This window comes from Pseudomonas sp. Tun-23181 (assembly GCF_057415455.1).
On the sequence record NZ_CM171630.1, the window covers coordinates 2,572,715 to 2,599,138 of the forward strand.

The following is a 26,424-nucleotide window of genomic DNA, read 5'->3' on the forward strand; positions in this document are numbered from 1 at the left end:
TGAAGTTTATTTTTCCGATTGACGAACAGGGCTTGGCTTGGGGCTGGGGCGGTACTAAAGTCAAAGATCAGGCCTATGCAAGCTGCAAGCTCTAAAGCTCCCCCCGCCTCCCGTACGCCAGGCAATCCTCCCAACCGATCCCGCCCTGCGCCGTATTGCGCAGCAGCCATTCCACCGCCGGCCGTGCCTTGGGCAGGTCGTCGTGGAACTGGATCACGCCCTTGCGCCACAGCAGCATCAGGGTCAGCACACGCTGGGCCGACGCCTCGGCGCTCAGCGCGCTGTCGTCGTGGGCGTCGATGTCCCACAGCGAGACCTGCAGCTGCTGGGCAGTCATGAAGGCCTCGCCATCGGCCCGGCGCTGCCCGTAGGGCGGTCGGAACAGCGGCACGTACTGCTCCGGCAGGTCGGACTGGACCCGCGCCTGGCTGCGTCGTAACGAATCCTGCCAGTCCTGCCACTGGGCGTGGGACCGGTACTCCCAGCCCTGGATCCCCACGCATTGGCCGGCATACAGCGCCGCCAGGGCATTGGCCGGCCCTGCGTCGCGGCGCTGCTGCAGGCGGTTGCCGAGGACGAAGAACGTAGCGCCCAATTTCTGACGGCGCAGGTAATCGGCTAGCGTGTCAGTGTGACCGCCCTGCAGGCCAGGTCCACCGACGAAGGTCAGCAGGAACATCCGGTCATTGAGTTCGTCGCCATTGCGCTCGCGGCTGGACAAACGCTCCACCTCGCTGCTGGTCTGTGGGAACAGCGCGGCCTTGCGCAACTGCTCGTCCAGGTAGCGGGTGTGGAACTGCCGGCTCGGCTCGATCCAGCCGCTATAGAAGCTGCCTACCCCGTCGGCGAAGCTGGCGGCCCGGGTACGCAGCTCGGCCATGGACTCGACCGGGTAACAGAACGAGGCGTCCAGCCCGCAACTGCGTTGCGCCTGCTGGTAGTTCTGCCACAGCCGTTGCCACATCCGCGCCCGCACCGCACGAATCACCGGCAGGTTGATCTGCCTGAGCCGCAGGCGCGCCGCCAAGGCCTTTTCATCGAGCATCTCGTTCTCCTGCAGGGCCTGGGCGAACGACAGGATTTCGGCCCGCGATGCGACATCGAACAGCGCCGGGCTGTCCAGTCGCTCGGGCCACAGGCTGCGATCCAGGCTGGCCGGGGCTGGTGGTGCCGCCTGGGCGGCCAGGCTCAACAGGCCGGCCAGCAGGACGAAGGCAATGCGCACGATCGAACTCTCCACGAGAACACGGGGCGCACTATAGCTCGCGCCCCGGTGATGGTCTGCGACTATCGTCACCATAGTTTGGCCTTGCCCGCCCCAGCCCGTAGAATCCGCAGCGACGATTCCAGGAGCCGACCCGATGCTGACGGTGATTTCCCCCGCCAAGACCCTCGACTACGACACCCCGCCGGTGACCCAGCGCTTCACCCTGCCTCAGTACCTGGACGACTCCCAGGCACTGATCACCCAGTTGCGCGAGCTGTCGCCAGCGCAGATCAGCGAACTGATGCACCTGTCCGACAAGCTCGCCGGCCTCAACGCCGCCCGCTTCGGCAGTTGGACCCCAGACTTCACCCCGGCCAACGCCAAGCAGGCGCTGCTGGCCTTCAAGGGCGACGTCTATACCGGCCTGGACGCCGAAAGCCTCGACGAGGATGACTTCAGCTACGCCCAGGACCACCTGCGCATGCTCTCGGGCCTGTACGGCCTGCTGCGTCCGCTGGACCTGATGCAGCCCTATCGCCTGGAGATGGGCACCAAGCTGGCCAACGCCCGCGGCAAAGACCTCTATGCCTTCTGGGGCACGCGCATCAGCGAGTGGCTGAACCAGGCCCTGGCCGACCAGGGCGACGATGTGCTGCTCAACCTGGCCAGCAATGAATACTTCAGTGCGGTCAAGCGCAGCGCCTTGAATGCACGCGTCATCAACGTCGATTTCAAGGACTTCAAGAACGGGCAGTACAAGATCATCAGCTTCTATGCCAAGAAAGCGCGCGGGATGATGAGCCGGTTCGTGATCCAGGAACGCATCGACGATCCCGAGCGGCTCAAGCAGTTCGATGCGCAGGGGTACTACTACAGTGCCGAGCAGTCCAAGCCGGATCACCTGGTGTTCCTGCGCGACCACCCTGCCGAATAAGCAGGGCTACCCAGCAATGCCCATCGATTAGCTATGGGGCTGCTTCGCAGCCCCCAAATGGCCGACCGGTCATCGGATTACCGACGGTGTATTAATGGCCACTCCCTATCATCCGCCCTGCAATAGGGCAGGCTTCAAATTGCCACCTCGCCACAATCTCGACGTCAAAAAAACAACGCCCCTATCGTTATCGCAAAACGCCATAAGACCGTTCGTAGTTTTTTGACGATTCTTGAAAAATTTTTTCGCGTGCTGGCATAAAACTATCCCACCCCTATCTCGCCCTTTATATACAAGGGTTGAACTGCGCCGTGCCATCAGATTGAAAGTATTTAGCCCTGAAAAAATATTTAGAAATCTTTCTCCAGCGCGCAACCCACCTCGGAACTTCTGCTACCAGCAATCGCTCATAGGACCCGTAACGATTCTTCAACGCACGGCGTGAGAGATGACTTACAGATGACAAGCGGCAGGTATCCACTACCGGCTCCAACAACTCGACAGGCGCAACGGTTAACACACCGAACGCCCTGTCCATGCAGGAGAGACGCGCCCCTACTAATCGTCCTAGTGGTTGATTTCAAAGGATTTATCCACTTGAAAAAACAAGCACAGCAGCGCGCCAGGTAGCGCACTGCAATAAAGACGGCTGCATTTCAGGGCACGCCTTTTAATTACTGGCCTTTGACTGCCAACTTTGAGTGCATAACTTTGTGCGCTCCAGATTTATTCATGCCTGCGCTCGGCGAAGTGTGCATTCGCCATGAAACCGTGCGCCCGAAAACTGCTGGTTAATCAACCCGGTCCGGTTCTTTTGCAAGGAACCGGCGTGATAAACACACGAGGTGAATGCGATGCGTATCAGCATCTTTGGTTTGGGTTATGTGGGTGCGGTCTGTGCAGGTTGCCTGTCGGCACGGGGCCATGAAGTGATTGGTGTGGACGTGTCCAGCACCAAGATCGACCTGATCAACCAGGGCAAGTCGCCCATCGTCGAGCCGGGCCTGGAACAGCTGCTGCAACAGGGCATCGCCACGGGCCGCCTGCGCGGCACCACCGACTTCGCCGAGGCCATCCGCGCCAGCGACGTGTCGATGATCTGCGTCGGTACCCCGAGCAAGAAGAACGGCGACCTGGGCCTGGAGTACATCGAATCGGTGTGCCGCGAAATCGGCCATGTGCTGCGCGACAAAACCAGCCGCCACACCATCGTGGTGCGTAGCACCGTACTGCCAGGCACCGTCAAGAACGTGGTGATCCCGATCCTCGAAGACTGCTCCGGCAAGCGAGCCGGTGTCGACTTCGGCGTCGCGGTCAACCCCGAGTTCCTGCGCGAGAGCACCGCGATCAAGGACTACGACCACCCACCGATGACCGTCATCGGCGAGCTGGACAGCGCCAGCGGCGACGTGCTCCAGGCCCTGTACGAGGAACTGGACGCGCCGATCATCCGCAAGCCGGTCGAGGTGGCCGAGATGATCAAGTACACCTGCAACGTCTGGCACGCCACCAAGGTCACCTTCGCCAACGAGATCGGCAACATCGCCAAGGCGGTGGGCGTCGATGGCCGCGAGGTGATGGACGTGGTCTGCCAGGACAAGGCGCTGAACCTGTCCCAGTACTACATGCGCCCAGGCTTCGCCTTCGGCGGCTCGTGCCTGCCCAAGGACGTGCGCGCCCTCACCTACCGCGCCGCCAGCCTCGACGTGAAGGCCCCGCTGCTCGACTCGCTGATGCGCAGCAACGAGTCCCAGGTGCAGAACGCCTTCGACATCATCGAAAGCCACGACAAGCGCAAGGTCGCCCTGCTTGGCCTGTCCTTCAAGGCCGGCACCGACGACCTGCGCGAAAGCCCGCTGGTGGAACTGGCCGAGCGCCTGATCGGCAAAGGCTACGAGCTGAACATCTACGACCAGAACGTGCAGTACGCCCGTGTCCACGGCGCCAACAAGGACTACATCGAGTCGAAGATCCCCCATGTCTCGTCGCTGCTCAACGCCGACCTCGAGCAGGTGATCGACAACGCCGAGATCATCGTCCTGGGCAACCGCGACGAGAAGTTCCGCGCCCTCGCCCAGCAGGCCCCGGCAGGCAAGCAGGTCATCGACCTGGTCGGCTTCATGAGCAAGCCCACCTGTCCGGGCAGCCGCACCGAAGGCATCTGCTGGTAACCCTCGGCCGGGCAGCGCTGCGTCGCTGCCCTTCCCCCTGATTTCGCGACGGATGCTGAACATGCAAAGGCTCCAGACAGTGCTGTTGCAGTGCGCCGGGTGGCTGCTCTACATGAGCCTGCTCATGCTGATCGCCCTGGCCCTGCCCAGCGATATCTTCGACTCGCAGTCGAAGCACTTCATCTTCCTGGTCGGCGCTGTCGGCATCTGGCGCTACTCCATGGGCGCCACCCATTTCATCCGCGGCATGATCTTCCTCTACGGCGTCTACCCCTACCTGCGCCACAAGGTGCGCAAGCTGGGCAAAGCGGCCGACCCGTCGCACGTCTACCTGATGGTCACCAGCTTTCGCATCGACGCCCACACCACCGCCCAGGTGTACAGCTCGGTGATCCGCGAGGCGATCGCCTGCGGCTACCCGACCACCGTGGTCTGCTCGCTGGTGGAGATGTCCGACGAGCTGCTGGTGAAGAGCCTGTGGGCCAAGTACAACCCACCCGAGCACGTCACCCTGGACTTCGTGCGCATCGCCGGCACCGGCAAGCGAGACGGTCTGGCCTACGGCTTTCGCGCCATCTCGCGGATGATGCCGGACGAACATGCGGTGGTGGCGGTGATCGACGGCGACACCGTGCTCGGCGAAGGCGTGGTACGCAAGACCGTGCCCTGGTTCAAGCTGTTTCCCAGCGTCGGTGGCCTGACCACCAACGAGTTCTGCGAAGTGCGTGGCGGCTACATCATGAGCGAGTGGCACAAGCTGCGCTTCGCCCAGCGCCACATCAACATGTGCTCGATGGCCCTGTCCAAGCGCGTGCTGACCATGACCGGGCGCATGTCGATGTTCCGCGCCAGCGTCGTGACCAACCCCGAGTTCATCGCCGACGTCGAGAGCGACTCGCTGCAGCACTGGCGCCTGGGCCGTTTCAAGTTCCTCACCGGCGACGACAAGTCCAGCTGGTTCAGCCTGATGCGCCTGGGCTACGACACCTTCTACGTGCCGGACGCGGCGATCAACACCGTCGAGCATCCGCCGGAGAAGAGCTTCGTCAAGGCCAGCCGCAAGCTGATGTACCGCTGGTACGGCAACAACCTGCGGCAGAACTCCCGCGCCCTGGGCCTTGGCCTGCAGCGCCTGGGGCTGTTCACCAGCATCGTCCTGCTCGACCAGCGCGTGTCCATGTGGACCAGCCTGCTGGGCCTGACCGTGGCGGTGATCGCCAGCCTCAAGTTCGGCCTGGGCTTTTTGCTGGTGTACCTGCTGTGGATCGGCATCACCCGCCTGATCCTCACCATCATGCTGCTGTGCTCGGGCCACAGCGTGGGGCCGGCCTACCCGCTGATCCTCTATTACAACCAGATCGTCGGCGCGCTGATGAAGATCTACGTGTTCTTCCGGCTCGACAAGCAGTCCTGGACCCGCCAGCCCACTGCCCTCAAGCGTGACCTCGCAAGCTTTCAACAATGGTTCAACACCTGGTCCTCGCGAACCATGACCTTCTCGGCAGCCAGCATCTTCGTCGCCGTGCTGTTCATGGTCGTGTGAGCCCCTCGGATCGGATCTAACAGGAACGAAATCGCCATGAATACCGCCGTGAACGCCAATGTCGTGCATGAGTCCGAAGCCCAGCGCCAGCACGTCCGGGTACGCATCCCCGCCAAGCTGCGCTACCTGGACCGCAACCGCGAGCCACGCGATGTGAAGGTGGACGATCTTTCCGCCGGGGGCCTGTCCTTCCATGCCAAGCAGCCGCTGAACGTCGGCGACGTGCTGCGTGGCCGCCTGCAGTTCGTGGTCGACAACCTCGGCCTGTCCATGGACATCGAGTTCCAGGTGCGCTCCTACCTGAGCGACAGCGGCCGGGTCGGCGTGCAGTTCCAGAACCTGGAGCAGCGTGACGTGGCGACCCTGCGCCATATCATCACCACCTTCCTGTCGGGCGAGCTGATCAACGTCGGCGACGTGCTCAGCACCCTGCAGCGCGACAACTTCACCAAGGCGCGCAAGCAGAAGGACAGCGGCTCCGGCCTCTCGGCCTTCGGCCGCCTGCGCGCGGTGACCGTGAGCCTCGGCGTGTTCGTGGTCGGCGTGGCCGCCTTCGGCTTCATCGCCAAGTCGCTGTACGGCCTGTACTTCGTCAGCCATGCCGAGGCCGGCGTGGTCGCGGTGCCCACCACCAACGTCACCATGCCCCGCGACGGCACCGTGCAGAGCCTGGTCGAAAGCGGTGGCCAGGTGGTCAAGGGCGCGCCGCTGGCCAGCTTCAGCACCAGCATGCTCGACCTGCTCAAGGGCCACCTGGACGACTCGCAGCTCGAACCGGCCAAGGTCGAGGAGCTGTTCGGCAAGCAGCTCGCCGGCACCCTCACCAGCCCCTGCGATTGCGTGGTCGCCCGCCAGCTGGTGGATGACGGCCAGTACGCCAGCAAGGGCCAGCCGATCTTCCAGCTGGTACCGCGCACCAGCAACCCGATGATCGAGGCGCGCTTCAGCTACCGCCAGTTCGACGAGGTCAAGCCGGGTACCCGGGTCAACTTCCAGATCGCCGGCGAGGACGAGGTGCGCACCGGCCAGATCGTCGGCAGCAGCAGCCTCAACAGCGAAGACCTGGCCGCCGACATCCGCGTGCAGATCAAGCCCGATGGCGCCCTGCCCGCCGAGCTGGCCGGCCGCCCCGCCGCGGTCAGCAGCGACCGTGGCCCGTCGCTCAACTGGCTGATCGACAAGGCCGTGGCCCGTGGGCTGTAAGAGGACCGAGCGATGACCCGCAGACACCACTTTTCCTGTGCGCCCCTTGGGTTCTGTGCCTTGGCTGCAGCCATTGCGTTGGCCGGCTGCGCCGGCCTGCCCGACCAGCGCCTGGCCAACGAGGCCATGAAACGCGGCGACACCGCCCTGGCCGAACGCAACTACAAGGCCCTGGCCGACCTCGGCTACAGCGACGCCCAGGTGGGCCTGGCCGACATCAAGGTCGCCTCGCGCGACCCCGCCCAGCTCGAGCAGGCCGAGGCCACCTACCGCGCCGCTGCCGCCACCTCGCCCCGCGCCCAGGCACGCCTCGGTCGCCTGCTGGTGGCCAAGCCCGACAGCACCCAGGCCGAGCGCGAGGAGGCCGAGGCCCTGCTCAAGCTGGCCGCGCAGCAAGGCGAAGGCAACACCCTGATCCCGTTGGCGATGCTCTACCTGCAGCACCCGCAGAGCTTCCCGAACGTGAACGCCCAGCAGCAGATCGACCAGTGGCGCGCCGCCGGCAACCCGGAAGCGGGCCTGGCCCAGGTGCTGCTGTACCGCACCCAGGGCACCTACGACCAGAACCTGGCCGAGGTGGAACGGATCTGCAAGGCCGCGCTCACTACCACCGACATCTGCTACGTGGAACTGGCCACCGTCTACCAGAAGCGCGGCCAGGCCGAACAGCAGGCCGCACTCGTCCAGCAGCTCAAGGCCGCCCATGCCCGTGGCCAGGTGCCGGCCAGCCGAGTCGACGGTGTGGCCCGGGTGCTGGCCGACCGCAGCCTCGGCCAGACCGACGAGAACACCGCCAAGGACCTGCTCGAACACATCGCCCCGGCCAACCCGGCATCCTGGGTCAGCCTGGCGCAACTGCTCTACGACTTCCCCGAGCTCGGCGACACCGAGCAGTTGCTCGGCTACATCGACAAGGGCCGTGCCGCCGAACAACCGCGCGCCGAGCTGCTGCTCGGCCGCCTGTACTACGAGGGCAAGACGCTGCCAGCCGATGCCGAGAAGGCCGAGCAGCACCTGCAGGCCGCCGCCGATGCCGGCGAGATCAGCGCCCACTACTACCTCGGCCAGCTGTACCGCCGTGGCTACCTGGGCCAGGTCGAGCCGCAGAAGGCCGTCGACCACCTGCTCAGCGCCGCCCGTGGTGGCCAGCTCAGCGCCGACTACGCCCTGGCCCAGCTCTACAGCGAAGGCCATGGCATTCGCCCGGTGCCGGCCAACGCCTGGGTATTCGCGCAACTGGCCCAGGCCAACCCGACGCAGCAGTCGGCCGAACTGCTGCAGCAACTCGACCAGCAATTGACGCCTGACCAGCGCAGCCAGGCCCAGCGCCTGCTCGCGCAAGAGAAGCAGGCGCGCGGCAGCATGGTCCAGGGCGCCCCCAGCGCCCTGGCCCTCGACGCCCTGCAAGAAGAAGACGACGACGCCGAGGATTCCTCCCTATGACGCTCAACCCATTCGTGAAAGCCGGCATTGGCCTGAGCTTCGCACTGCTGTGGTCCTGCCCGACCCTGGCCGACATGACCGCCGAGAAGAACTTCGGCATGGACGTGAAGATCACCGGCCAGTCCGAGGACGACCGCGACCTGGGCACCCGCTCCGGCGGCGACGTCAACGGCCTGGGCCTTGACCTGCGCCCATGGGTCTACGGCGAGCGCGGCAACTGGAGTGCCTTCGCCATGGGCCAGGCCGTGGCCGCCACCGACATCATCGAGACCGATACCCTGCGCCAGTCCGACGACGGCAGCGCCATCCAGGCCGACGACGGCAGCCGCGAACCGGACAAGAGCTACCTGGCCCTGCGTGAGTTCTGGATCGGCTACAGCGGCTTCACGCCCTACCCGGGCGAGCAACTGCGCCTCGGTCGCCAGCGCCTGCGCAGCGATGACGGCATGTGGCGCGACACCAACATCGAAGCGCTGAACTGGACCTTCGACACCACCCTGCTCAAGGCCGACCTGGGCATCGCCCAACGCTTCAGCGAATACCGCACCGACCTCACCGAGCTGGCGCCGCAGGACAAGGACCGCACCCACGTCTACGGCAACATCGCCACCCAGTGGACGCCTGGGCACTGGGTCGGCCTGCGTGCCCACCACACCCATGACGGCGGCAGCCTGAAGGACCCGGGCGAAACCGTCGATGCCCTGGACAAGACCCGCACCGGCGACCTCACCTGGTTGGGCCTTGAGGCCAACAGCGACGCCTACAACTGGCGCAACGACCATACCCTCAACTACTGGGGCAGCGTCACCTGGCTGACTGGCGACCGCGACACCTTGAGCAGCGAGCCGGTAGGGGGCGAGCAAGTCGCCACTGGCAAGCAGAGCGGCGACGTCAACGCCTGGGCCACCGACCTCGGCGTACGCCTGCGCCTGAACCCCAACTGGCAGGTCGGCGCCGCCTATGCCCGTGGCAGTGGCGGCGGCGGCCGCGATGGTTCGAGCAACTACGAACAGACCGGCCTGGAGAGCAACCGCTCCAACTTCACCGGCACCCGCTCGCGCGTGCACCGCTTCGGCGAAGCCTTCCGCGGCGAGCTGGGCAACCTGCAGGCGGCCACGTTGTTCGCCTCCTGGCAGCTGCGCGAGGACTACGACGCCAGCTTCATCTACCACAAGTTCTGGCGTGTCGATGGCGAACAGAACATCGGCTCCAGCGGCATCAACGCGGTGGTCGAGGACAACGGCGTCAGCCGCCCGCTGGTCAACGGCGAGAAGGACCTGGGCCAGGAGATGGACGTGGTCGTCACCAAGTACTTCAAGCAAGGCTTGCTGCCCGCCGCGCTGAGCCAGTCGATCGACGAACCCTCGGCCCTGGTGCGCCTGCGCGCCGGCGTGTTCAAGCCGGGCGATGCCTACGGCAGCGAGGCCGACTCGTACATGCACCGCGCCTTCGTCGACGTGATCTGGCGCTTCTGAGCCCGGGCCCCAGAGGACAGAGAGAACCGACATGAACCTGAACCCGCAATTGCGCCACGGCCTGCTGGCCAGCGCCCTGCTCCTGGCGGGCAGCGGCATGGCCCTGGCCGAGCCGGTCAAGCCGGTGGCCAAGGAGCTGCAGCAGGCCAAGACCTACACGGTCTCCAGCGCGCCGGTCGAACCGCTGCACATGGCGCCGCCGAGGCTGCCCGACCTCTCTGGCTATACCGCCGAGGCGGTGCAGAAGAAGCTCGACCGCAGCCGCAAGGGCAAGGTCAGCGTGCGCCGTATGCTCCAGGAGGACACCCTCAAGGAGTTCATCGGCGGCGACAACAAGGGCGCCGAATGGGTCAGGCGCCAGCATGGCATTCCCCAGGCGATCTTCATCGACGACGGCCATGTCGACCTGCAGCAACTGAGCCGTCAGGTGCCCAGGCAGTACCTGCGCGAGACCGCCCCGGGCGTGTACCTGGCGCGCCTGCCGATCGTGGTCGGGCGCAAGGGCATCCTCGAGATCGACGGCAAGGTCAAGGAGTTGCGCCTGTCCCAGGAGGCCGGTTCGTTCCTGGTCAACGACGGCAAGCTGTTCGTCACCGACACCCAGGTCACCGCCTGGCGCGAGCAGGACAACGGCCCGGCCACCTTCCGCAAGCCCGACGAGTTCCGCCCCTTCCTACTGTCGTGGGGCGGCACCGAGACCTACATCGTCAACAGCAAGATGGCCAGCTTCGGCTACGCCAAGAGCAAGTCGTACGGCGTGAGCATCTCCCAGTACACGCCGAACATGGCCAAGCGCATGGGCCGCGCGGAACCCACCGGCTGGATCATCGGCTCGCAGTTCAGCGACATGTGGTACGGCTTCTACTGCTACGAAACCCAGGACTTCGTGATCAAGGACAGCACCTACCGCGACAACATCGTCTACGGCATCGACCCGCACGACCGCTCGCACCGCCTGATCATCGCCGGCAACACCGTGTACGGGACCAAGAAGAAGCACGGGATCATCGTCTCGCGCGAGGTCAACGACAGCTGGATCATCAACAACAAGAGCTACGACAACAAGCTCTCGGGCGTGGTGATCGACCGTAACAGCGTCAACAACCTGATCGCCTACAACGAGGTCTACCGCAACCACACCGACGGCATCACCCTGTACGAGAGCGGCGACAACCTGATCTGGGGCAACAAGCTGATCAACAACCGCCGCCACGGTATCCGCGTGCGCAACAGCGTGAACATCCGCCTGTACGAGAACATCGCCATGGCCAACGGCCTGGTGGGTGTGTACGGGCACATCAAGGACCTCTCCGACACCGATCGCGACATCGCCCTCGACCCGTTCGACACCAAAGTCTCGCTGATCATCGTCGGTGGCGAGCTGGCAGCCAATGGCTCCGGCCCCCTGTCGATCGACTCGCCCCTGTCGGTGGAGCTGTACAAGGTCTCCATGCTCGCCCCGCGCAAGGCCAGTGGCATCAGCCTCAATGGCGTGCTGGGCGAGCGCCAGGACGAAATCCTCGACCTGCTGGTACGCCAGCAGAAGGCCGTGCTGATCGACCCGGTCGAACGCCAGACCGAAATGATCGATTAAGGAAGCCCCGACCATGACCCCACACCTGATGAAACTACTCGGCCTGTCCGCCGCCCTCCTGGCCATCAGCCAGGGCGTGCGCGCCGATGAGGTACAGGCCCCTGCCTTCACCGCCGAACCCTGCTGCCAGCTGTGCCCCGAGGCCCATGACGCCAGCCGCTACGTGACCCGTTACCAGCAGAACTTCACCACCCTGGTGCAGGCCCAGGGCGACTGGCTGTTCCGTACCCGCGAGGACCTGCGTACCGAGTTCGACACCACCCCGGCCGGCTACAAGCGCCTGCAGCAGGTACACGACGCCTTCGCCAAGCGCGGCATCGAGCTGGTGCTGGTGTACCAGCCGACCCGCGGCCTGGTGAACCGAAACATGCTCAACCCCCAGGAAAAGGCCGCCTTCGACTACCAGAAGGCCCTGCGCAACTACCAGGCCATGCTCCAGCGCTTCAGCAAGATGGGCTACAACGTCCCCGACCTGTCGCCGCTGACCAACGAGCAACTGGCCGCCGCCGACCAGGGCAAGGACTTCTACTTCCGTGGCGACCAGCACTGGACGCCCTACGGCGCCGAGCGCGCGGCGAAGATCGTGGCCGAGACCGTGCACAAGATGCCGGCCTTCGAAGGCATCCCGCGCAAGGAATTCGAGACCCACAAGTCCGGGCGCATGGGCAAGACCGGCACCCTGCACAATGTCGCCGGCCAACTGTGCGGCACCAGCTATGCGGTGCAGTACATGGACCAGTTCGCCACCGAGCCCAAGGGCGAGGCCGGCGGCGACGACCTGTTCGGCGATGGCGGCAATGCCCGGATCACCCTGGTCGGCACCAGCCACAGTGGCAAGAACTACAACTTCTCGGGCTTCCTGCAGCAGTACATCGGCGCCGACGTGCTCAACGTCGCCTTCCCCGGTGGCGGCCTGGAAGGCTCGATGATCCAGTACCTGGGCAGCGAGGAATTCAAGAGCAACCCGCCGAAGATCCTGATCTGGGAATTCTCCCCGCTCTACCGCCTGGACCAGGAAACCATCTGGCGGCAGATCCTCGCCCTGCTCGACGACGGCTGCGAAGGACGCCCGGCGCAGATGAGCGCCAGCACCTCGCTCAAGCCGGGCAAGAACGAGCTGATGGTCAATGGCAAGGGCGGCGTGATCAAGGACCTGGTCAACCGCAACCTGCAGATGGACATCCGCTTCGAGGACACCTCGGTCAAGACCCTGCAAGCCACCCTCTGGTACCTCAACGGCCGCCACGAGGACATCAAGATCGAAAAACCCGAGACCTCCGAGACCGACGGGCGCTTCGTCTTCCAGATGCGTGAGGACGAGGACTGGGCCAGCCAGAACCTGCTGGCCGTGGAAATCCAGGGCCCGGAAAGCGGCACGCAGAAGGTCGAGGCCAAGCTGTGCAAACGCAACGACTTCGCCGGCGCCGCGCAACACACTGCGCAGACCGGCCAGTGAGGCGACCATGACCCTTATCCCCAGAAAGACCGCCCCCGCCCTGCTCGCCCTGGCCCTGTTCGGCGGCGCCGCGCAGGCCGCGCTGGTGCCACCGCAGGGCTACTACGCCGGGATCGAGAAGCTCAAGACCGGCGACGGCAACTTCCGCTGCCAGGCGGCCCCCAAGCCGTATACCGGCGCCCTGCAATTTCGCAGCAAATACGAAGGCTCCGACAGCGCCCGGGCGACCCTCAACGTCGCCTCGGAGAAAGCCTTCCGCAAATCCACCGAGGACATCACCACCCTCGAGCGCGGCATCAGCAAGATGGTCGGCCAGTACATGCGCGACGGCCGCCCGGCCCAGCTCGACTGCACCCTGACCTGGCTCGGCACCTGGGCGCGCGCCAATGCGCTGATGTCGACCGACTACAACCACACCGGCAAGTCCATGCGCAAATGGGCCCTGGGCAGCATCAGCGGCGCCTGGCTGCGCCTGAAGTTCTCCAACTCCCAGCCACTGGCCGCGCACCAGGCCGAAGCCGAGCTGATCGACAAGTGGCTGGGCCGCCTGGCCGAACAGACCGTGCGCGACTGGAGCGACCTGCCGCTGGAGAAGATCAACAACCACAGCTACTGGGCCGCCTGGTCGGTGATGGCCACCGCCGTGGCCACCGACCGCCGCGACCTGTTCGACTGGGCGGTGCAGGAATACAAGGTCGGCGCCAACCAGGTCGATGCCCAGGGCTTCCTGCCCAACGAGCTCAAGCGCCGCCAGCGCGCCCTGGCCTACCACAACTATGCCCTGCCGCCGCTGGCGATGATCGCCAGCTTCGCCCAGGCCAACGGCGTCGACCTGCGTGGCGAGAACGACAACGCCCTGCAGCGCCTGGCGCAGAAAGTCCTGGCCGGTGCGAAGGACCCGAGCGCCTTCGCCTCGCGCAATGGCCAGAAGCAGGACATGAAGGACCTCAAGGTCGACAGCAAGTACGCCTGGCTCGAGCCGTACTGCAGCCTTTACCCATGCAGTGGCGACACCTTGCAGCGCAAGCGCGGAATGCAGCCGTTCAACAGCTTCCGGCTGGGGGGCGATGTGACACGGGTCTACGACCCGGGTGCGCAGTTGAAAAAGTAACACGACCCCTGTGGGAGCCGGCTTGCCGGCGATGGGCCGCAAAGCGGTCCCGACCAACGCTAGTTGCGTCGCCGGCAAGCCGGCTCCCACAGAGGTACCAGGTTGCCTTCCGGTCTTGCACCGGGGGGTTTGGGGGGCGCTTTGCCCTGGATGCTGTGAACAAATTAGGAGAACCGGGATGGTCTTCTCGTCAAACGTGTTCCTGTTCCTGTTCTTGCCGATCTTCCTCGGCCTGTACTACCTGAGCGGGCAACGCTATCGCAACCTGCTGCTGCTGGTCGCCAGCTATATCTTCTACGCCTGGTGGCGGGTGGACTTCCTCGCCCTGTTCGCCGGGGTCACCCTGTGGAACTACTGGATCGGCCTGAAGGTCGGCGCCGCCGGCGTGCGCACCAAGCCGGCACAGCGCTGGCTGCTGCTGGGCGTGGGCGTGGACCTGGCGATCCTCGGCTACTTCAAGTACGCCAATTTCGGCGTCGACAGCCTCAACGCCATCATCACCTCGTTTGGCCTGGAGCCGTTCATCCTCACCCACGTGCTGCTGCCGATCGGTATCTCGTTCTACATCTTCGAGTCGATCAGCTACATCATCGACGTGTACCGCGGCGACACCCCGGCCACGCGCAACCTGATCGACTTCGCAGCGTTCGTGGCGATCTTCCCGCACCTGATCGCCGGCCCCGTGCTGCGCTTCAAGGACCTGGTCGATCAGTTCAACAACCGCACCCACACCCTCGACAAGTTCTCCGAAGGCTGCACCCGCTTCATGCAGGGCTTCATCAAGAAGGTGTTCATCGCCGACACCCTGGCGGTGGTCGCCGACCACTGCTTCGCCCTGCAGAACCCCACCACCGGCGATGCCTGGCTCGGCGCCCTGGCCTACACCGCGCAGCTGTACTTCGACTTCTCCGGCTACAGCGACATGGCCATCGGCCTGGGTCTGATGATGGGCTTTCGCTTCATGGAGAACTTCAAGCAGCCCTACATCAGCCAGTCGATCACCGAGTTCTGGCGGCGCTGGCACATCAGCCTGTCGACCTGGCTGCGCGACTACCTGTACATCACCCTGGGCGGCAACCGCAAAGGCACCTTCAACACCTACCGCAACCTGTTCTTGACCATGCTGTTGGGCGGTTTGTGGCATGGCGCCAACTTCACCTACATCATCTGGGGCGCCTGGCACGGCATGTGGCTGGCCATCGAACGTGCGCTGGGCCTGGACACCAACCCGCAGCGCTTCAACCCGGTCAAGTGGGCCTTCACCTTCCTGCTGGTGGTGACCGGCTGGGTGATCTTCCGCGCCGAGAACCTGGACGTGGCCGCGCGCATGTACGGCGCCATGTTCAGCTTCGGCGACTGGCAGTTGTCGGAGCTCAACCGCGCCCAGCTCACCGGGCTGCAAGTGGCGACCCTGGTGCTGGCTTACGCCACCCTGGCCTTCTTCGGCCTGCGCGACTTCTACCGCAATGCCGCACCGACGCCCAAGGCCACCCCGGTGCAGGTCAACGCCGACGGCTCGCTGGGCCTGGACTGGACCCGGGTCATGACCCGCGCCCTGGTCCTGCTGCTGTTCGTCGCCTCGGTGCTCAAGCTCTCGGCGCAGAGCTACTCGCCGTTCCTCTACTTCCAGTTCTGAGGTCATGATCATGAACCGGACACTGCGCATCACCTATTCCCTGTCGTTCCTCGGCCTGCTGGTCGGGCTCGGCGCCTGGTCCGTCGGTGGCCTGGAGAGCTTCAACCGCACCGGGCAGATGACCCTGCTCGACGGCAAGCTGGCCAAGGCCGCCGAGACCCACTACGACGAACAGTTCCCGATCAAGCGCATCGGCACCAACCTGTGGGCGGCCCTGGACTTCAAGCTGTTCAACGAAGGCCGCCCGGGCGTGGTGCTGGGCCGTGAGCAGTGGCTGTTCACCGACGAGGAATTCAAGCCCAGCGCCGACGCCGAGCAACTGATGCAAGACAACCTGGCGCTGATCCGCGGCGTACGCGACACCCTGCAACGCCACGGCAGCCAACTGGTGCTGGCGATCGTGCCGGCCAAGGCGCGGATCTATGCCGAGTACCTGGGCAAGGAATTGCCGACCAGCCTGCACGATGACCTGTACAACCGCTTCCATGCCCAGGCCCGCCAGGCCGGCGTGTTCGCCCCCGACCTGCTGACCCCGATGGAACAGGCCAAGGCCCGCGGCCAGGTGTTCCTGCGCACCGACACCCACTGGACGCCCATGGGCGCCGAGGTCGCCGCGCAAACCCTGGCCGAGGCGGTGGCGCGCCAACACCTGCTCGATGGCGAGCCCCAGGCGTTCGTCACCCAGGCCGGCGACAGCGGCCCGTACAAGGGCGACCTGACCAACTTCCTACCCCTGGACCCGCTGTTCAGCGAGCTGCTGCCAGCCCCGGACAACCTGCAGCAACGCAGCACCCAGCCTGTCCAGGCCGAAGGCGAAAGCGGCGACGCCTTGTTCGCCGACACCCAGATCCCGGTGGCGCTGGTCGGTACCAGCTACAGCGCCAACCCGCACTGGAACTTCCTCGGCGCCCTGCAGCAAGCCTTGCGCAGCGACGTGGCCAACTACGCCGAAGACGGCCATGGCCCGCTGCTGCCGATGCTCAAGTACCTGCAGAGCGACGCCTTCAAGGACGCTGCCCCGCAAGTGGTGGTGTGGGAGTTCCCGGAACGCTATCTGCCAATGAAGAACGACCTCAGCGCCTTCGATCCGCAGTGGATCGCGCAGTTGAAGAACACCCGCAATACCGACGCAAACCTGGCCCTGTCGTCCAATCGGACGGACCACTGAAGAGGAAACGCACATGACCAACAAGCCTTCCATCGCCAAAGCACTCACCCTCGCGGCCGGCCTGTCCCTGGCCTCCCTGCAGGCCTTCGCCGGCGCCGACGCCGCGCTCTACGGCCCGAGCGCACCGAAAGGCTCGACCTTCGTGCGCCTGTACAACGCCAGCAGCGCACCGGTCGCCGCCAGCGTGGGCAACACCCAGATCAAGCAGGTCGGCGCCCAGGCCAGCAGCGACTTCAGCTTCCTGCCTGGTGGTGACTACACCGCCCAGGTCGGCGGCAAGAGCGTCCCGGTCAAGCTGGCCTCGGACAAGTACTACACCCTGGTCAACAGCGCCAGCGGCAGCCCGCAGTTGATCGAGGAACCGCCGTTCAAGAACAAGCAGAAGGCCCTGGTACGGGTACAGAACCTCAGCGACCAGTCGCTGACCCTCAAGACCGCCGACGGCAAGACCGAAGTGGTCAAGCCGGTGGCGGCCAAGGGCCGTGGCGAGCGCGAGATCAACCCGGTCAAGGTCAACCTCGCCCTCTACGAAGGTGACAAGAAAGTCAGCGACGTCAAGCCCGTCGCCCTCGAACGCGGCGAAGCGGCCGTGCTCTACGTCACCGGCTCCGGCAGCAGCCTGTCGCCGGTGTGGGTCACCCGTCCCGTGGCCAGCAACTGATCCCCTGCCTCTATCGACCTTTGGAGAAACATCATGATCCCGGTAATTCTTTCTGGTGGTAGCGGTTCCCGTCTGTGGCCCCTGTCGCGCAAGCAGTTCCCCAAGCAGTTCCTGGCGCTGACCGGTGAGCACACCCTGTTCCAGCAAACCCTCCAGCGCCTGGTGTTCGAAGGCATGGACGCCCCCATCGTGGTGTGCAACAAGGACCACAAGTTCATCGTCCAGGAGCAACTGTCCGGGCTGAACCTGCAGACCCAGGCCATCCTGATGGAGCCCTTCGGCCGCAACACCGCGCCGGCGGTGGCGATGACCGCGATGAAGCTGGTCAACGAAGGCCGCGACGAGCTCATGCTGGTGCTGCCAGCCGACCACGTGATCGAAGACCAGAAGGCCCTGCAACGCGCCCTGGCCCTGGCCACCGTGGCCGCCGAGCGCGGCGAGATGGTGCTGTTCGGCGTGCCGGCGACCAAGCCCGAGACCGGCTACGGCTACATCCGCTCCAGCCAGGACGCCCTGCTGCCCGAAGGCGTGGCGCGGGTCGCGCAGTTCGTCGAGAAGCCCGATGAGAAGCGCGCCAACGAATTCGTCCGCGCCGGTGGCTACTTCTGGAACAGCGGCATGTTCCTGTTCCGCGCCAGCCGCTTCCTCGAGGAGCTGAAGAAGCACGACCCAGACATCTACGACACCTGCCTGCTGGCCCTGGAGCGCAGCGTCGATGACGGCGACGTGCTGGCCATCGACGAGGCCACCTTCGCCTGCTGCCCGGACAACTCCATCGACTACGCCGTGATGGAGAAGACCCAGCGCGCCTGCGTGGTGCCGCTGACCGCCGGCTGGAGCGACGTGGGCTGCTGGTCGTCGCTGTGGGACGTGCACGAGAAGGACGCCAACGGCAACGTCACCAAGGGCGACGTGGTGGTGCAGGACAGCCGCAACTGCATGATCCACGGCAACGGCAAGCTGGTGTCGGTGATCGGCCTCGAGAACATCGTGGTGGTCGAGACCAAGGACGCCATGATGATCGCCCACAAGGACAAGGTCCAAGGCGTCAAGCAACTGGTCAACACCCTCGACCAGCAGGGCCGCAGCGAAACCCAGAACCACCTGGAGGTGTACCGCCCGTGGGGCTCGTACGATTCGGTGGACATGGGCGGGCGCTTCCAGGTCAAGCACATCACCGTCAAGCCAGGCGCCAGCCTGTCGCTGCAGATGCACCATCACCGCGCCGAGCACTGGATCGTGGTGTCCGGCACCGCCGAGGTGACCTGCGACGAGAACGTGTTCCTGCTCACCGAGAACCAGTCGACCTACATCCCCATCGCCTCGATCCACCGCCTGCGCAACCCGGGCAAGATCCCGCTGGAGATCATCGAGGTGCAGTCCGGCAGCTACCTGGGCGAGGATGACATCGAGCGCTTCGATGATGTGTATGGGCGGACTTCGACGCCTGCCGAGCGGGGCGTTTCCGTGAAGACCATCGCCCAATAGCAGCTGCAAGCTACAAGAAAAAGCAGGGCAGCGGTGTGCCGACGATACTGGCCCTACCGCTGTCCTGCTTTTGCTTTTGCTTGAAGCTTGAAGCTTGCCGTTCCAAGATGTCCGAACCCAAGCACTCAAGGCCCCTATCCCAATGATCATCGGCGCCCTGCTCATTCTCACCTGGCTGGTCTTGCTGCTGCGCTACCCGGCCAAGGCCCTGCCGATTTCGCTGGCCGCCGTGTTCGGCCTGGGATTGGTGGCGTTGTGGGTGGTGTGGGAAGACAACCGTGAAGCCTCGCGACTGGCCCGACTGGACCTGCGACTGACCTACGCACCGGACAAATGTCCCGCCGACCGTGCCTTGCAGGTACGCATGAAGAACGGCAACGACGTCCCCCTGACCGAACTGCGCTGGCGTGTGGCCGCCTATGCCCCGGGCGATACCGTCAACCTCGCCGAAAACACCTACAACGCGCCCCGCTACCGCGGCCCCGGTGAGCTGCAGCCCGGTGCCGAATGGAGCGACTGCCTGCCCCTGCCACCGCTACGCTCCGGTTACCGGCCACAGACGCTGGAGTTCCGTGCCGAGCACCTGCAAGGTACATTCGCCAACTGAACAGGTTGTCGGTACCGCCGCGAATGGGCCGGCACTGACACACCACGGATCCACACGCCCACCACAAAGGCCTCCCCATGCCCACCGTCCTGATCACCGGTTGTTCCAGCGGCATCGGCCGCGCCCTGGCCGACACCTTTCGCGATGCCGGCCACGAAGTCTGGGCCACCGCCCGCAAGCCCGAAGACGTCGAACAACTGGCCGCCGCCGGCTTCGCCGCGCGGCAACTGGATGTCAACGACAGCGACGACCTGGCTCGCCTGGCCGAGGAGCTGGAAGACCGCTACGGCGGCCTGGACATCCTGATCAACAATGCCGGCTACGGCGCCATGGGGCCGCTGCTCGACGGCGGCGTCGATGCCATTCGCCAGCAGTTCGAGACCAACGTCTTCGCCCTGGTCGGCGTGACCCGTGCCCTGTTCCCGCTGTTGCGCCGCGCCCGTGGCCTGGTGGTGAACATCGGCAGCGTCTCCGGCGTGCTGGTCACCCCGTTCGCTGGTGCCTACTGTGCGTCCAAGGCTGCCGTGCATGCCTTGAGCGACACCCTGCGCCTGGAACTGGCACCGTTCGGCATCCGTGTGATGGAGGTGCAGCCGGGGGCGATCGCCTCGCAGTTCGCCAGCAATGCCCAGCGCCAGGCCGAGCAGGTGCTCGCCGCCGATTCGCCCTGGTGGCCGCTGCGCGAGCATGTCCAGGCGCGGGCCCGGGCATCCCAGGACAAGCCGACCTCGGCGGCAGCGTTCGCCAAGGGGTTGCTGGATGCGACCCGCAAGGTGCCGACACCGGCCCTGGTGCGGCTGGGCAACGGCAGTACGGCGTTGCCACTGATGGCCCGGTGGCTGCCGCAGCGGCTACTGGACAAGGTGCTGCGCAAGCGGTTCGGATTGCTGCGACCGCTTTGAGACCGCGTCGCCCCATTGGCGAACCTGTGGAAGAACCCGTCAAGACGTTCAGCTCTGGGGCTGCTTCGCAGCCCTACACCTTCGGAGGTTGCTCGTCGAACGCCTGCCAGCCACCACCCAGGGCCTTGTACAACCCCACCAAGGCCTGGGACACTGCCGCCGAGCTGTCGATCCACTGCTCCTCGCTGGCCAGCAGCGCCCCCTGCACGCTCAGCACATTGAGAAAATCCACAGCCCCTTCCACATACTGCCGCTGGGCCGTCTCCAGGGCGACGCGGTTCTGCCGCACCGCCTCGGCCAGGTGGTCGCGGCGCAACTGGCTGGCGTTGTACAGGCGCAGCACATCGTCGATCTCATGCCAGGCGCCCAGCACCACCTTGCGGTAGTTCAGCGCCGCCTCCTGCTGCTGGGCCTCGCGCAACTCGAGGGTGCCCTTCAACCGTCCGCCCTCGAAGATCGGCAACGACAGCTGCGGGCCGAAGGCGAAGCGCCGCGAGTCCCAGGCGCCGAAATCAGACAGCTGCATGGCCTGCAAGCCCACGCTGCCAGACAGGCGAATGCTCGGGTAGAAGTCGGCCTTGGCCACACCGATGCTCGCGGTGGCGGCATGTAGCCGCGCCTCGGCCTGGCGGATGTCCGGGCGCCGTTCGGCCAGCTCGGACGGCAAGCCGATGGCGAAGGCCTGCTGCGGCGCCGGCAACTCGCCCACGGCCAGCAATTCATCCTGCAGGCTGCGTGGCGGCTCAGCGGCGAGCAGGCTGAGGGCGTTGATCAGATCATCGCGCCGCGCCTCCAGGGTCGGCAGGCGCGCCTCGATCGAGGCCACCTGGGCACTGGCCTGGGCCACGTCCAGGCGCGTGGCGACACCCTCGGTCTGGCGGTCCTGGGACAGCTTCAGGCTGTGCTGGGCGACCTTGAGGTTGTCGCGGGTGACCTCCAGGGTGTGCTGCACCGCGCGCAACTGGATGTAGTCACCGGCGGTTTCAGCCAACAGCGCCAGAAGCACACCCCGACGGTCGTTCTCGGCCACTTCCACCGTGGCGTCGGCGGCCTCGACCTGGCGCCGTACACGGCCCCACAGGTCCAGTTCCCAACCGGCGATCAGGTCGCCCTGCCAGAGGTTGAAGGCCGACTTGCCGGCCTTGCCGGACGGGTCGTTCAGGCCTTCGGCGCTATTGCGGGCGCGGCTGTAGTTGCCGTCGAGGTCCACCGACGGCGCCTCGTCGGCGGCCACGGTACTGCGCAGGGCGCGGCTCTGCAGCAGGCGCGCACTGGCCATCTGCAGGTCCAGGTTGCGCTCGGCGACGCGCTGGATCAGCGCGCTCAGGCGCGCATCGTGAAAGTTGTCCCACCAGCGCAACTCCACAGGTTCTGCCGTCGGCTGGCTGGCCGCCGCCTCGCCTTGCAAGGGCGCCCAGGCTTGCGGCGCCTGGCTGTCGGGGCGCTGGAAGTCCGGCCCGAGGGTGCAACCGGCCAGCAGCAGGGTCAGCAGCAGCGGGCTCAAGCGTGATGCCGGTTTCATCGCGCGGTGACCTCCTTGCCAGCGAGCCTGTCGCCGTGGGTGTCGATAGTCGCCTCCACCGACATGCCCACGCGCAGGCGCTCCAGCAGAGGCTGGCCGTCATCGAAGACGATCTTCACCGGGATGCGCTGGACCACCTTGGTGAAGTTGCCAGTGGCGTTGTCTGGCTTGACGGCGGCGAAGGTCACACCAGTGGCCGGGGCGATGCTCTCGACATGGCCGTGCAGTTGCTCGCCGGAGAAGGTATCGACGCTGATGCTGACCGGCTGGCCGGGTTGCACGTGGGTCAGCTGGGTCTCCTGGAAGTTGCCGACCACGTAGGCCCGCTGCAGCGGCACCACCGACAACAGGCGCGCCCCCGGGTTGACGTAGGCACCGACCCGCAGGGCGCGCTCGCCGACCATACCGTCCACCGGCGCGGTGATGCGGGTGTAGGACAGGTCCAGTTGGGCCTTCTCCAGGCCTGCCTCGGCGCGCTTGAGCTGGCCGTCGGCGCTGGCCACCTGGGCGCTGAGGATATCCACCTGCTTGCGCGCCGCTACCCGCGCCGCCTGGGCGTTGGCCAGGCGGGCACGGGCCTGGTCGACCCGGCTGCGCGCCTGCTGGGCGTTCTGCACGGTGCCGGCGCCCTGCTCGGCCAGGCGGCTGTAACGCTTGACCTCATGCTCGGCGAAGGCCATCTCGGCCTGGGCCGCCTTGACCGCCGCCTCGGCCTGGGCGATCAGCGCGGCCTGGCGCTCCAGGGTGGCGCGGGCATCGGCGCTCTGCGCCCTGGCCACCAGCAACTGGGCCTGGGCGGCGTCGAGGGCGGCCTGGTAGTCACGGGCATCGATGGTCGCCAGCAACTGGCCGGCCTTGACCTGCTGGTTGTCTTCCACCAGCACGTCCTTGATGAAGCCTGCGACCTTGGGTGCGACCACGGTGTAGTCGGCGGTCACGTAGGCATCGTTGGTGGTCTGCCGGTGGTCGCTACCCAGCAGCCAGGGCCCGACCAGGGCGGCCAGCACGGCCACGGCGAGCACCGAGCCGATCACGATAGTCTTGCGGTTGTTGGTCATTTCAGCAGTCTCGGATTCATCCCGGGATCAAGCCACCGCGCGCGGTGGATAGACCCGGGTAGGCACGAAAGGAATCAGGCAAATCAAGGCCACGGCGACGCCGGCCATCACCAGATACAGGTCGGCCGAGGTCAGTACCAGGGCCTGTTCGTGGATGCGCTGGGCCAAGCCCGGAGCACGGTCGTCGAGCAGCGGTGCATTGCCCAGGCTGTCGACCAGGTGGTTGGAATGGAAATGCCGGCGCAGGGTGCCGAGGGCGTCCAGCAGGCCGGTGGCGATCACCGCGGCCAGGCCCTTGACGGTGTTGAACCAAGCCGAGGCGAACGGGCCTTCCTGCGGGGTCATGCCATTGGTGGAGAGCATCAGCAACGGCAGTACCGCCATCGGCTGGCCAAATACCTGCAGCAGGTAGAACACGTAGAAGTCGTCGCGGATCCACTCGCTGGTCAGCAGGCTGCTGCCCAGGCACGACAGCGCCAGCATCCCCAGGCCCGCCGCCAGTACCCAGCGGCAATCCACCGCGCGGATGTTGCACAGCGCCGCCGTGAGCGGCAGGGCGAGCAACTGCGGCATGGCCACCAGCATCATCAGCGGGCTGGTCTGCGCCGGACGATAGCCCTGGATCTGCGCCAGGTACGCCGACGGGATGCTCCCCACGCCCGACAGCACGACCAGCACCCCGGCCAGGGTCAGCAGGGCGAAGCTCAGGTTGCGTCGCGACAGCATGCGCAACTGGAAGAACGGCAGCGGCTCGGACCATTCGTTGAACAGGAACAGCACCAACAGCAGCACGCCACCGCCGAGCAGCCAGCAGATCAGCGGCGAGTCGAACCAGCCCCAGCGATCCCCCAGCGACAGGCCAAGGACGATGCTGCTGATCGCTGGCAAGCCGAGCATCACGCCGCGCCAGTCGAACTGCTTGAAGCGCTCCAGACGTAGCGGGTCCTGGGGCAGGCCCCAGCCGACGCAGAACATGGCCAGGGCCGAGGGCAGGATGATCTGCCAGAACGCCCACTGCCAGCCGACATATTCGGTCCACAAGCCTGCCAGCGGCGTACCCAGGTTGGGGCCGAAGGTCGCGGTCAGGGCGTAGCAGGCCAGGCCATAGACCTTGATACCCGGCGGCAGGAAACGCAGCGCCACGCTCATCAGCATCGGCGGCAATGCTCCCGACGCCAGGCCCTGGACGATACGCAGCAGCATCAGGCTATGCAGGTTCGGGGCGAAGGGTTGGAGCAGGCCGAGCACGGCGAACAGGCCGATGGCAGCCAGGGTGAAGCGGCGCAGGGAGAAGGTGGTGGCCAGCCACGGCGCAAAGGCCATGGCCGATACCGAGGCGGCGCTGTAGACCGCCAGCAGCCAGGCGCCCTCGTCGGCGCCGATGCCCATGGCGCCACGGATATCGGCCAGGGAAATCTTCGTCACCGACTCGTTGAGGCCGGCGCAGAGTACCGCCAGCAGCACACCGAACAGCCCGGCCACCACCCGCAGACCGAACGCGGCTTGCACCGGCGCAGCCGGCGCGGGGGCGGCGAGCGCGGCGGAAGGCGCGGACAGGGAACTCATGGGCAGACATCTCCAGCAACAATTTCAGGGGCTGGGAAAGTCTAAGAAGGTCGAATGCTGACGAAAACTGACTTATTGGCAGTTTTAAGTTGCGTCAGACGCAATCCATGGATCGTGTGTGCCTGCGAATGCGCCGGTACATCCATCGCAAGCCGTCAGGGATCGGCGCTGCAGCAGGCCTTCAGCATCTGCCGCAACCAGCGATGCGCCGGATCGTTGTGAAACCGCGGGTGCCACGCCTGCACCACCGTCACCCGCTCCAGCGGCAACGGAATCTCGAACGAACGCAAGGGCAACCCAAGCTTGTTCACACTGCTCAGGATGTTGGCCGGCATCGGCAGGATCAGGTTCGACTCCGGCAGGGAGAACATCGCCGAATGAAAGCTCGGCGTGATCAGTGCGACCCGCCGTTGCACCTTGAAATTGGCCAGCTCCACATCGATCGGGCCATTGGCCCGGCCGCGTCGCGACACGCTGATCTGCGGGTAGGCGGCGAAGCGCTCGGGAGTGATCTCGTCGTCGAAGATCGGGTGATCGCGGCGGGCCAGGCCCACGTAGACAGTATGGAACAGGCTCTGCACCTTGATCTCTGGCCCCAGGTCGATGGTCGAGCTGATGATCAGGTCGGTGCGCCCGTCGCGCAGCACCGCATCGTCGTCGCCCCCGCTTTCCGGCACGAAGCGCAGCACCGTGCGTGGTGCCTGCTCGTGCATCATGCGCAGCAACTGGGCGCCATAGAGCGCGATGAACAGGTCGTTGGTGCGGATGTTGAAGGCCCGTTCGAGGTTGGGCAGGTCCACGTCGTCGCCGCTGCGAAACACCTGCCCGGCCTGCTCCACCAGCGTCGCCACCTGCTCGCGCAGCGCCAGCGCCCGTGGCGTCGGTACCAGGCCACGGCCGGCGCGCACCAGGATCGGGTCGCCGAGGGCATCGCGGATCCGCCCCAGGGTCCGGCTCATGGCCGCCGGGCTCAGGTTCATGCGCTGGGCCGCGCCAACCACGCTGCCCTCGTCGAGCAGGGCATCGAGGGCGACGAGCAGGTTCATGTCTGGCAGTTGCATGGCCGTTATCCGTGACAGCTGTGGGAAAGTGATCTTATCAGGTCGGATGATTGCGTCTGGTGCAATGTCCCCGTGCACGGTGGGCTATTTATCAGACAGGTGAAAGGGTCAAGAATGGGGCCGGTACAGCCGCCGTCGCCCCCAGCCTCTCCAAGGAACCTCCATGCCCCACCCGGTCCTGATCGCCATCGACGCCTCTCCTGCCGCCAGTGCCCTGCTCGCCCTCGCTCACCGCTACTGCCGTCCTGGCGAGCATGAACTGCACGTACTGCTGGCCATCGACTCGACCTTCGCCGTGCACGAGCGCCCGACGGCCTACACCGAGGAAGAACAGGAAGAATACCCCGCCGCCTGCGAGGAACAGCGCCTGGCCGACCATGCCGTGGCCACGGCGGTGCGTGCCCTGCGCGATTCAGGGTTCGACAGCCACGGCTACGTGGTCGCCGACGAGCCCGTCGAGGCCATCGTCGACAAAGCCCGCGAACTGGACTGCGAACTGATCATCATGGGCCACCGCCACCTGTCGCGGCTGGGACGCTTGCTAGACCCTTCGATCAGCACGAAGGTGATCGACAGGGTAGAGATTCCGGTGTTGGTGGGGGCGGCTTGAGCCTGTTG

The 26,424-nt window shown here is 65.6% G+C and carries 21 protein-coding genes; 16 read left to right on the plus strand and 5 right to left on the minus strand.

The window, feature by feature from the left end; translation table 11 throughout:
• Positions 1-91 precede the first annotated feature (91 nt).
• Positions 92-1,225 carry a polysaccharide deacetylase family protein gene (locus ACDI39_RS12300; RefSeq protein WP_486538768.1) on the minus strand — a complete coding sequence of 378 codons (1,134 nt, stop codon included), beginning with the start codon at positions 1,223-1,225 and terminating at the stop codon, positions 92-94.
• 136 nt (positions 1,226-1,361) lie between these two features.
• Between ACDI39_RS12300 and yaaA the strand changes: the two genes are divergently transcribed.
• The 15 genes from yaaA to ACDI39_RS12375 all read left to right on the plus strand — a co-directional run bounded on the left by yaaA (position 1,362) and on the right by ACDI39_RS12375 (position 20,599).
• Positions 1,362-2,141, plus strand: coding sequence for a peroxide stress protein YaaA (gene yaaA, locus ACDI39_RS12305; RefSeq protein ID WP_368816278.1), 780 nt, complete (start codon positions 1,362-1,364; stop codon positions 2,139-2,141).
• 854 nt (positions 2,142-2,995) lie between these two features.
• Positions 2,996-4,312 carry a nucleotide sugar dehydrogenase gene (locus ACDI39_RS12310; RefSeq protein ID WP_225789437.1) on the plus strand — a complete coding sequence of 439 codons (1,317 nt, stop codon included), beginning with the start codon at positions 2,996-2,998 and terminating at the stop codon, positions 4,310-4,312.
• Positions 4,313-4,373: 61 nt separating this feature from the next.
• On the plus strand, positions 4,374-5,855 hold the full coding sequence (locus ACDI39_RS12315; RefSeq protein ID WP_225789438.1) for a glycosyltransferase family 2 protein: 1,482 nt from the start codon (positions 4,374-4,376) through the stop codon (positions 5,853-5,855).
• A 36-nt stretch (positions 5,856-5,891) separates the two neighbouring features.
• The gene (locus ACDI39_RS12320) at positions 5,892-7,058 is read left to right on the plus strand and encodes an alginate biosynthesis protein Alg44 (RefSeq protein ID WP_225789439.1); all 1,167 of its coding nucleotides are present in this window, start codon (positions 5,892-5,894) and stop codon (positions 7,056-7,058) included.
• A 12-nt stretch (positions 7,059-7,070) separates the two neighbouring features.
• Positions 7,071-8,501, plus strand: a complete 1,431-nt coding sequence (gene algK / locus ACDI39_RS12325; protein WP_253079958.1) for an alginate biosynthesis TPR repeat lipoprotein AlgK — start codon at positions 7,071-7,073, stop codon at positions 8,499-8,501.
• Positions 8,498-9,976 carry an alginate export family protein gene (locus tag ACDI39_RS12330; RefSeq protein WP_486538771.1) on the plus strand — a complete coding sequence of 493 codons (1,479 nt, stop codon included), beginning with the start codon at positions 8,498-8,500 and terminating at the stop codon, positions 9,974-9,976. The genes algK and ACDI39_RS12330 overlap by 4 nt, the downstream gene beginning before the upstream one ends.
• A gap of 31 nt (positions 9,977-10,007) precedes the next feature.
• Positions 10,008-11,570: a mannuronan 5-epimerase AlgG gene (algG, locus tag ACDI39_RS12335; RefSeq protein WP_253079960.1), complete on the plus strand. Its 1,563-nt coding sequence runs from the start codon at positions 10,008-10,010 to the stop codon at positions 11,568-11,570.
• Between the two features lie 13 nt (positions 11,571-11,583).
• Positions 11,584-13,026: an alginate O-acetyltransferase gene (locus ACDI39_RS12340; protein ID WP_225789443.1), complete on the plus strand. Its 1,443-nt coding sequence runs from the start codon at positions 11,584-11,586 to the stop codon at positions 13,024-13,026.
• Positions 13,027-13,033: 7 nt separating this feature from the next.
• Positions 13,034-14,137, plus strand: coding sequence for a mannuronate-specific alginate lyase (locus tag ACDI39_RS12345; RefSeq protein ID WP_225789444.1), 1,104 nt, complete (start codon positions 13,034-13,036; stop codon positions 14,135-14,137).
• Positions 14,138-14,315: 178 nt separating this feature from the next.
• Positions 14,316-15,773, plus strand: a complete 1,458-nt coding sequence (locus tag ACDI39_RS12350) for an MBOAT family O-acyltransferase (protein ID WP_225789445.1) — start codon at positions 14,316-14,318, stop codon at positions 15,771-15,773.
• 10 nt (positions 15,774-15,783) lie between these two features.
• Complete coding sequence (locus tag ACDI39_RS12355) at positions 15,784-16,941, plus strand: alginate O-acetyltransferase (RefSeq protein ID WP_225789446.1); 1,158 nt, start codon at positions 15,784-15,786, stop codon at positions 16,939-16,941.
• A 13-nt stretch (positions 16,942-16,954) separates the two neighbouring features.
• The gene (locus tag ACDI39_RS12360) at positions 16,955-17,602 is read left to right on the plus strand and encodes an alginate O-acetyltransferase AlgF (RefSeq protein WP_225789447.1); all 648 of its coding nucleotides are present in this window, start codon (positions 16,955-16,957) and stop codon (positions 17,600-17,602) included.
• A 33-nt stretch (positions 17,603-17,635) separates the two neighbouring features.
• Entirely contained in the window at positions 17,636-19,090 is a 1,455-nt protein-coding gene (locus ACDI39_RS12365) for a mannose-1-phosphate guanylyltransferase/mannose-6-phosphate isomerase (protein WP_486538775.1), read from the plus strand.
• Between the two features lie 142 nt (positions 19,091-19,232).
• On the plus strand, positions 19,233-19,697 hold the full coding sequence (locus ACDI39_RS12370; RefSeq protein WP_253079962.1) for a multidrug transporter: 465 nt from the start codon (positions 19,233-19,235) through the stop codon (positions 19,695-19,697).
• 77 nt (positions 19,698-19,774) lie between these two features.
• The gene (locus tag ACDI39_RS12375; RefSeq protein WP_225789450.1) at positions 19,775-20,599 is read left to right on the plus strand and encodes an SDR family oxidoreductase; all 825 of its coding nucleotides are present in this window, start codon (positions 19,775-19,777) and stop codon (positions 20,597-20,599) included.
• A gap of 73 nt (positions 20,600-20,672) precedes the next feature.
• Here ACDI39_RS12375 and ACDI39_RS12380 read toward each other — a convergent pair whose 3' ends face one another.
• From ACDI39_RS12380 to ACDI39_RS12395, 4 genes are all read right to left on the minus strand, one after another.
• Entirely contained in the window at positions 20,673-22,121 is a 1,449-nt protein-coding gene (locus ACDI39_RS12380; RefSeq protein WP_225789451.1) for an efflux transporter outer membrane subunit, read from the minus strand.
• Complete coding sequence (locus ACDI39_RS12385) at positions 22,118-23,179, minus strand: HlyD family secretion protein (RefSeq protein ID WP_225789452.1); 1,062 nt, start codon at positions 23,177-23,179, stop codon at positions 22,118-22,120. Before ACDI39_RS12385 ends, ACDI39_RS12380 begins: the two co-directional genes overlap by 4 nt.
• A 27-nt stretch (positions 23,180-23,206) precedes the next feature.
• Positions 23,207-24,745 carry an MFS transporter gene (locus tag ACDI39_RS12390; RefSeq protein ID WP_225789453.1) on the minus strand — a complete coding sequence of 513 codons (1,539 nt, stop codon included), beginning with the start codon at positions 24,743-24,745 and terminating at the stop codon, positions 23,207-23,209.
• A gap of 155 nt (positions 24,746-24,900) precedes the next feature.
• Positions 24,901-25,806, minus strand: coding sequence for a LysR family transcriptional regulator (locus ACDI39_RS12395; RefSeq protein WP_225789454.1), 906 nt, complete (start codon positions 25,804-25,806; stop codon positions 24,901-24,903).
• Between the two features lie 163 nt (positions 25,807-25,969).
• Here ACDI39_RS12395 and ACDI39_RS12400 point away from each other — a divergent pair, with 163 nt between their 5' ends.
• A complete protein-coding gene (locus ACDI39_RS12400) occupies positions 25,970-26,416 on the plus strand; it encodes a universal stress protein (RefSeq protein WP_486538779.1) in 447 nt (148 codons plus the stop codon).
• The last annotated feature ends 8 nt before the right edge of the window (positions 26,417-26,424 follow it).